Annotated in this window: 7 protein-coding genes; 6 read left to right on the top strand and 1 reads right to left on the bottom strand. The window is 58.9% G+C overall.

The window, feature by feature from the left end; translation table 11 throughout:
- The 3 genes from KHQ28_RS23775 to KHQ28_RS23765 form a co-directional block, all read left to right on the top strand.
- Nucleotides 1-436 (top strand): ABC transporter ATP-binding protein (locus tag KHQ28_RS23775; protein WP_211777701.1); only part of this gene is annotated, 436 nt, incomplete at its 5' end.
- Nucleotides 426-1,559 carry an ABC transporter permease gene (locus tag KHQ28_RS23770; RefSeq protein ID WP_002895739.1) on the top strand — a complete coding sequence of 378 codons (1,134 nt, stop codon included), beginning with the start codon at nt 426-428 and terminating at the stop codon, nt 1,557-1,559. The genes KHQ28_RS23775 and KHQ28_RS23770, both read left to right, overlap by 11 nt.
- A 129-nt stretch (nt 1,560-1,688) precedes the next feature.
- Nucleotides 1,689-2,795, top strand: coding sequence for an ABC transporter permease (locus tag KHQ28_RS23765; protein WP_004142068.1), 1,107 nt, complete (start codon nt 1,689-1,691; stop codon nt 2,793-2,795).
- A 60-nt stretch (nt 2,796-2,855) separates the two neighbouring features.
- Here KHQ28_RS23765 and KHQ28_RS23760 read toward each other — a convergent pair whose 3' ends face one another.
- On the bottom strand, nt 2,856-3,293 hold the full coding sequence (locus KHQ28_RS23760) for a YbhQ family protein (protein ID WP_004176793.1): 438 nt from the start codon (nt 3,291-3,293) through the stop codon (nt 2,856-2,858).
- A gap of 131 nt (nt 3,294-3,424) precedes the next feature.
- Here KHQ28_RS23760 and KHQ28_RS23755 point away from each other — a divergent pair, with 131 nt between their 5' ends.
- The 3 genes from KHQ28_RS23755 to KHQ28_RS23745 are packed head-to-tail and all read left to right on the top strand — an operon-like array spanning nt 3,425 to nt 6,389.
- Nucleotides 3,425-4,186, top strand: coding sequence for an endonuclease/exonuclease/phosphatase family protein (locus KHQ28_RS23755; protein ID WP_016947492.1), 762 nt, complete (start codon nt 3,425-3,427; stop codon nt 4,184-4,186).
- Nucleotides 4,183-5,427, top strand: a complete 1,245-nt coding sequence (gene clsB / locus KHQ28_RS23750; RefSeq protein WP_016947493.1) for a cardiolipin synthase ClsB — start codon at nt 4,183-4,185, stop codon at nt 5,425-5,427. The genes KHQ28_RS23755 and clsB overlap by 4 nt, the downstream gene beginning before the upstream one ends.
- Nucleotides 5,424-6,389 carry a lysylphosphatidylglycerol synthase domain-containing protein gene (locus KHQ28_RS23745; RefSeq protein WP_002895728.1) on the top strand — a complete coding sequence of 322 codons (966 nt, stop codon included), beginning with the start codon at nt 5,424-5,426 and terminating at the stop codon, nt 6,387-6,389. Before clsB ends, KHQ28_RS23745 begins: the two co-directional genes overlap by 4 nt.
- Nucleotides 6,390-6,531: the final 142 nt, after the last annotated feature.

Raw genomic sequence — 6,531 nt, 5'->3', positions numbered from 1 at the left:
CCGGGCGCAAAATGAAAAAATCGCCCGGATGAGCGATGCCTTTGGCCTGGAAAGTATCGCCCGCCACGCCGCCGACGAGCTGCCGCGCTACAAGCAGCGGCTGGCGCTGGCCTGCTCCCTGATGCATGAACCCGATATTCTGTTTCTCGATGAACCCACCTCCGGCGTCGACCCCCTCACCCGCCGCGAGTTCTGGCTACATATTAATAGCATGGTTGATAAAGGCGTGACGGTAATGGTCACCACCCACTTCATGGATGAGGCGGAATACTGCGACCGCATCGGGCTGGTCTATCATGGCAAGCTTATCGCCAGCGGGACCCCGGACGCGCTGAAGGCCCAGGCGGCGGACGACAGCCAGACGGACCCGACCATGGAGCAGGCGTTTATTACCCTGATTAACCGCTGGGACAAGGAGAATAGCCATGGGCAATAGCATTCTCTCCTGGCGGCGGGTCCGCGCCCTGTGCGTCAAAGAGACCCGGCAGATTGTGCGCGATCCCAGCAGTTGGCTGATCGCGGTGGTGATCCCCCTGCTGCTGCTGTTTATCTTCGGCTACGGCATTAACCTCGACTCCAGCAGGCTGCGGGTCGGCGTATTGCTTGAGCAGCAGAGCGAAGAGGCGCTGGATTTCGTCCATACCATGACCGGCTCGCCCTATATCGACGCCACCGTCAGCGACAGCCGCAGGCAGCTGATTGAGATGATGCAGGCCGGGCGCATCCGCGCCATGGTGGTCATTCCGGTGGATTTCGACCGCCAGATGGCCCGCCCCGGCGCCGACGCACCGCTGCAGCTCATCACCGACGGCAGCGAGCCCAATACCGCCAACTTCGCTCAGGGCTATGTGGAAGGTATTTGGCAAATCTGGCAGCAGCAGCGGGCGGAAGACCGCGGCGAAACCTTTGAACCGCTGATCGACGTGCAGATGCGCTACTGGTTTAACCCGGCGGCTATTAGCCAGCACTTTATTATCCCCGGGGCGATCACCATCATCATGACCGTGGTCGGCGCCATACTGACCTCGCTGGTGGTGGCCCGCGAATGGGAGCGCGGCACCATGGAGGCGCTGCTGTCGACGGAGATCACCCGCGCCGAACTGCTGCTGTGCAAGCTCATTCCCTACTATTTCCTCGGCATGCTGGCGATGCTGTTGTGTATGCTGGTGTCGGTATTTATTCTCGGCGTGCCCTATCGCGGCTCGCTGCCGATCCTGTTTGTCATTACCAGTCTGTTTTTGCTCAGCACCCTGGGGATGGGGCTGCTGATCTCAACCATTACCCGCAACCAGTTTAACGCCGCGCAGGTGGCGCTGAACGCCGCCTTTTTACCGTCGATTATGCTGTCCGGGTTTATTTTCCAGATAGACAGTATGCCGGCGGTGATCCGCGCGGTGACCTATGTGATCCCGGCGCGCTATTTCGTTAGTACTCTGCAAAGCCTGTTTCTGGCGGGCAATATTCCGGTGGTGCTGCTGGTCAACGTGCTGTTTTTGATTGCGTCGGCGGTGATGTTTATCGGTCTGACGTGGCTGAAAACCAAACGGCGTCTGGATTAGGTTTTGTCCGGTGGCGCTGCGCCGACCGGGCCTACGGTTTAACCAACATCGATTATACGGTTCGCCGATCCCGTAGGCCGGGCAAACGCAGTGCCGCCCGGCGTGGTTGAATGGGCCAAAGGAGCTATTATGTTTCACCGTTTATGGACATTAATCCGCAAAGAGCTGCAGTCGCTGCTGCGCGAGCCGCAGACGCGGGCGATTTTAATCATGCCGGTGCTGATTCAGGTGCTGCTGTTTCCCTTTGCCGCGACGCTGGAGGTGACCAACGCCACCATCGCTATCTACAACGAGGACAGCGGTCGCCACGCGGTGGAACTCACTCAGCGCTTTGCCCGCGCCAAAGCCTTTACCCACGTCCTGCTGCTGCAAAGCCCGCAGGCGATCCAGCCGACCATCGATGAACAAAAAGCTCTGCTGGTGGTGCGCTTCCCGGCCGATTTCTCGCGCAATCTGGATAACTATCAAACCGCCCCGCTGCAGCTTCTGCTCGACGGACGCAACTCCAACAGCGCGCAAATCGCCGCCAACTATCTGCAACAGATTGTGAAAAACTATCAGCAGGAGCTGCTGGAGGGTAAAGCGAAGCCGAACAACAGCGAGCTGGTGGTGCGCAACTGGTACAACCCGAATCTCGACTATAAATGGTTCGTGGTGCCGTCGCTTATCGCCATGATCACTACCATCGGGGTGATGATCGTCACCTCGCTGTCGGTGGCTCGCGAGCGCGAGCAGGGCACCCTTGACCAGCTGCTGGTCTCCCCCCTCGCCACCTGGCAAATTTTCGTCGGCAAGGCGGTGCCGGCGCTGATCGTCGCCACCCTGCAGGCAACTATCGTGCTGGCGATTGGTATCTGGGCCTATCAGATCCCGTTTGCCGGCTCGCTGCTGCTGTTCTATTTCACCATGGTGATTTACGGTCTATCGCTGGTGGGCTTTGGCTTATTGATTTCGTCGCTGTGCGCCACCCAGCAGCAGGCGTTTATCGGCGTGTTCGTCTTTATGATGCCGGCTATTCTCCTGTCGGGGTACGTCTCACCAGTGGAAAACATGCCGCAGTGGCTGCAGGATCTGACCTGGATAAATCCCATCCGCCACTTTACCGATATCACCAAGCAAATTTATCTGAAGGATGCGAGTCTGGAGATTGTGTGGGGAAGTTTGTGGCCGCTACTGGTCATAGCGGCCACCACCGGCTCAGCGGCGTATGCGATGTTCCGAAGGAAGATTGCGTAATACCCGTCATCGTTCAAACTACAACGGCGTTGGCTTTCCTTACTCACCCCAGTCACATAGTTATCTATGCTTCTGGGGATTCGCTGCGTTGCCGCCTTGTTGTAGCCCGAACGCTTTAGGGTAACGGCTCTTATCTTTCGCCAGCAGCGAGACCACCGCCGGGCCTGCCAGTATCACCAGCCCGGCGAGGGCCAGCAGCAGGTTGTTGTGCAGCACGCGCGACAGCAGCCACAGCGCTATCATGGCCGCGCCGAAGTACCAGGTCGTGGTGAGCTCCTCAAGGAAGTCTCCCACATCGCGCCAGCGCGCCTCATGGTGACGCTGTAAAAACAGCATCGCCAGCAGCGTGACGCTGTAGAGGACGCACAGTCCCAATCCGACGCGCACCAGCGCGCCGCTCATCCAACCCATCACCAGTACTGCCACGACCAGTAGATGCAACATAATCTGCCAGCAACTAAGACCCGTTGCGACGCGTACACGTTGTTGCCACTTCATGGCTTCTCTCCTGAAGGATTTTTCTCTGCTACTCAGAGTACCGCACTTTACGGAAAATTCCGTAACACCGCATCTTTTTGTGACGTCTACTACACTATTTTATTCAGGAAAGTGACATTTACTGGAGAATTATGGCTGAGCCAACGGCGGGATTTTCGTTGAACGTGCTGACAATTAACACCCATAAAGGCTTTACGGCGTTTAATCGGCGTTTTATTTTGCCCGAACTGCGCGACGCCGTGCGCAGCGTTAGCGCGGATATTGTTTGCCTGCAGGAGGTGATGGGCGCTCATGAGGTACATCCGCTGCACATCGAAAACTGGCCGGATACGACCCATTATGAATTTCTCGCCGACACCATGTGGAGCGACTACGCCTACGGGCGCAATGCGGTTTATCCGGAAGGCCACCACGGCAACGCCGTGCTGTCGCGCTTTCCCATTGAATACTACGAAAATCGCGATATCTCGGTCGGCAACGGGGAGAAGCGCGGCCTGTTGTACTGCCGCATCGTGCCGCCGCAGAGCGGGATAACTATTCACGTGATTTGCGTCCATCTCGGTCTACGCGCCGACCAACGGCAGGCGCAGTTGACCATGCTGGCGGAGTGGGTCAATACCCTGCCCGCGGGCGAGCCGGTGGTGGTGGCTGGCGATTTTAACGACTGGCGTCAGCAGGCTAACCAGCCGTTAAAAGCCCAGGCCGGGCTGGAAGAGATCTTTACCCGCGCCCGCGGACGGCCGGCGCGCACCTTTCCAGTCAGTTTTCCGCTGCTGCGCCTCGACCGCATTTACGTCAAGAACGCCCACGCCAGTCGCCCGAAGGCGCTGGCCCTTAAACAATGGCGGCATCTGTCCGATCATGCACCCCTTAGCGTGGAGATACATTTGTGAAATGTCGTTGGCAGGAAGGCAACCGCATTACGCTACTGGAGAATGGCGACCAGTACTATCCGGCGCTGTTTGCGGCCATCGGTCGCGCCAGCCAGCGGGTGATCCTCGAATCCTTTATCTGGTTTGAAGATGAGGTAGGCCGGCGGCTGCACGCGGTCCTGCTCGAGGCTGCCCGCCGCGGCATCCAGGTGGAGGTGCTCCTCGACGGCTATGGTTCCCCGGATCTCAGCGATGAATTTGTCGGTGAGCTCACCGCCGCTGGCGTGATTTTCCGCTACTACGATCCGCGTCCTAAGCTGATGGGGATGCGCACCAATCTGTTCCGTCGCATGCACCGTAAAATCGTGGTAATCGACGACACCACCGCCTTTGTCGGCGGTATTAACTACTCCGCCGAACATATGAGCGACTACGGTCCGGAGGCGAAGCAGGATTATGCGGTGCAGGTCGAAGGGCCGGTGGTGCTCGACATCCTGCAGTTCGAGCTGGAAAACCTGCCCAACAGCGAAACCGCCCGCCGCTGGTGGCGACGTCGTCGCCACCAGCCGGAGGTTAACCAGACCCCCGGCGAGGCGCAGGCGCTGTTCGTCTGGCGCGACAACCAGGAACACCGCGACGATATTGAACGCCACTACCTGAAGATGCTGACCAGCGCCCGCCGGGAAGTGATTATCGCTAACGCCTATTTTTTCCCCGGCTACCGCCTGCTGCATGCGATGCGCAATGCCGCGCGGCGCGGAGTACGGGTTAAGCTGATCGTGCAGGGCGAACCGGATATTCCCATTGTGAAGTTTGGCGCCCACCTGCTCTATCACTATCTCGTTAAGGGTGGGGTGCAGATTTACGAATATCGCCGTCGCCCGCTGCATGGCAAGGTCGCTCTGGCAGACGACCACTGGGCCACCGTTGGGTCAAGCAACCTGGATCCGCTTAGCCTGTCGCTGAATCTGGAAGCCAATCTGATCATCCACGATCGGGTGTTTAACCAGACGCTGCGCGATAATCTCAACGGGCTTATCGCCCGGGATTGCCAGCGGATCGATAAAACGATGCTGCCGAAACGCAACTGGTGGCGGCTGGGCGTCAGCGTGATGGCTTTCCACTTTCTGCGCCACTTCCCGGCATGGGTCGGCTGGCTACCGGCTCATACCCCGCGGCTGGCCAGAGTCAGCCCGCCGGTCCAGCCGGAAATTGAAACTCAGGACCGCGTCGAGTCTCCAGCCAGGGATAATCCACTATGAGCAAATCACATCCCCGCTGGCGGATGGCGAAAAGAGTGCTGACCGTGCTCTTTTTTATCGCCGTCATCGTCCTGTTGGTGATCTACGCGCAAAAAGTCGACTGGCAGGACGTGTGGAAGGTGATCCGCGGCTACGATCGGCTGGCCTTGTTTAGCGCCATTGCGCTGGTTATCGTCAGCTACCTCATTTACGGCTGCTACGATCTGCTCGGTCGGGCCTATTGCGGGCACAAGCTGGCGAAACGCCAGGTCATGCTGGTGTCGTTTATCTGCTACGCCTTCAACCTGACCCTCAGCACCTGGGTCGGCGGGATCGGTATGCGCTACCGGCTGTACTCGCGGCTGGGGCTGAACGGCAGCACCATCACCCGTATTTTTTCCTTAAGCATTACCACCAACTGGTTGGGCTATATTCTGCTGGGCGGGGTGATATTCACGGCAGATCTGGTGAAGCTGCCGCCGCACTGGTACATCAGCCAGACCACTCTGCGCATTATCGGCGGGGTGATGCTGATCCTTACGCTTTGCTATCTGTTCGGCTGCGCGTTCGCCAAACGCCGTCACCTGACGATTAAAGGCCAGCGGCTGGTGCTGCCCTCCTGGCGCTTCGCGCTGCTGCAGATGGGGCTCTCGGCGGCGAACTGGATGGCGATGGGGGCGATAATCTGGCTGCTGTTGGGCAGCGAGATTAACTATTTTCTGGTATTAGGGGTGCTGCTGGTGAGCAGTATCGCCGGGGTGATTATCCATATTCCGGCTGGGATCGGCGTGCTGGAGGCGGTGTTTATCGCCATGCTCTCCGGGGAAGATATTTCGAAGGGCGCGATCATTGCCGCCCTGCTCGCCTGGCGCGCGCTCTATTATTTCCTGCCATTGCTGCTGGCGACGGTGGCCTATCTGCTGCTGGAGAGCCGGGCGAAAAAGCTGCGGCAAAAGAACCAGCGCAAACTGGCCCGCGAATGAAACGGCCAGGTCGCGCTGCGCTTGCGCGGGCCTGCGGGGTGTGAGCCTGTGAGAGGATCCTGTAGGCCGGGTAAGGCGCAGCCGCCACCCGGCAATACCACGGGTACCGTACCTGATATCTCGCCCGGCGGCGCTGCTGGAC

It is taken from the genome of Klebsiella sp. 28 (assembly GCF_018223905.1).
Lineage (GTDB): Bacteria > Pseudomonadota > Gammaproteobacteria > Enterobacterales > Enterobacteriaceae > Klebsiella > Klebsiella pneumoniae.
Note: the sequence above shows the minus strand (reverse complement) of the source record. Positions and strands in the feature narration are given on the sequence as shown.

Bases quoted from the DNA above. Each gene is read 5' to 3' on its own strand.
- KHQ28_RS23770 (WP_002895739.1), top strand. From the start codon at position 426: ATGGGCAATAGCATTCTCTCCTGGCGGCGGGTCCGCGCCCTGTGCGTC.
- KHQ28_RS23765 (WP_004142068.1), top strand. From the start codon at position 1,689: ATGTTTCACCGTTTATGGACATTAATCCGCAAAGAGCTGCAGTCGCTG.
- KHQ28_RS23760 (WP_004176793.1), bottom strand. From the start codon at position 3,293: ATGAAGTGGCAACAACGTGTACGCGTCGCAACGGGTCTTAGTTGCTGG.
- KHQ28_RS23755 (WP_016947492.1), top strand. From the start codon at position 3,425: ATGGCTGAGCCAACGGCGGGATTTTCGTTGAACGTGCTGACAATTAAC.
- KHQ28_RS23745 (WP_002895728.1), top strand. From the start codon at position 5,424: ATGAGCAAATCACATCCCCGCTGGCGGATGGCGAAAAGAGTGCTGACC.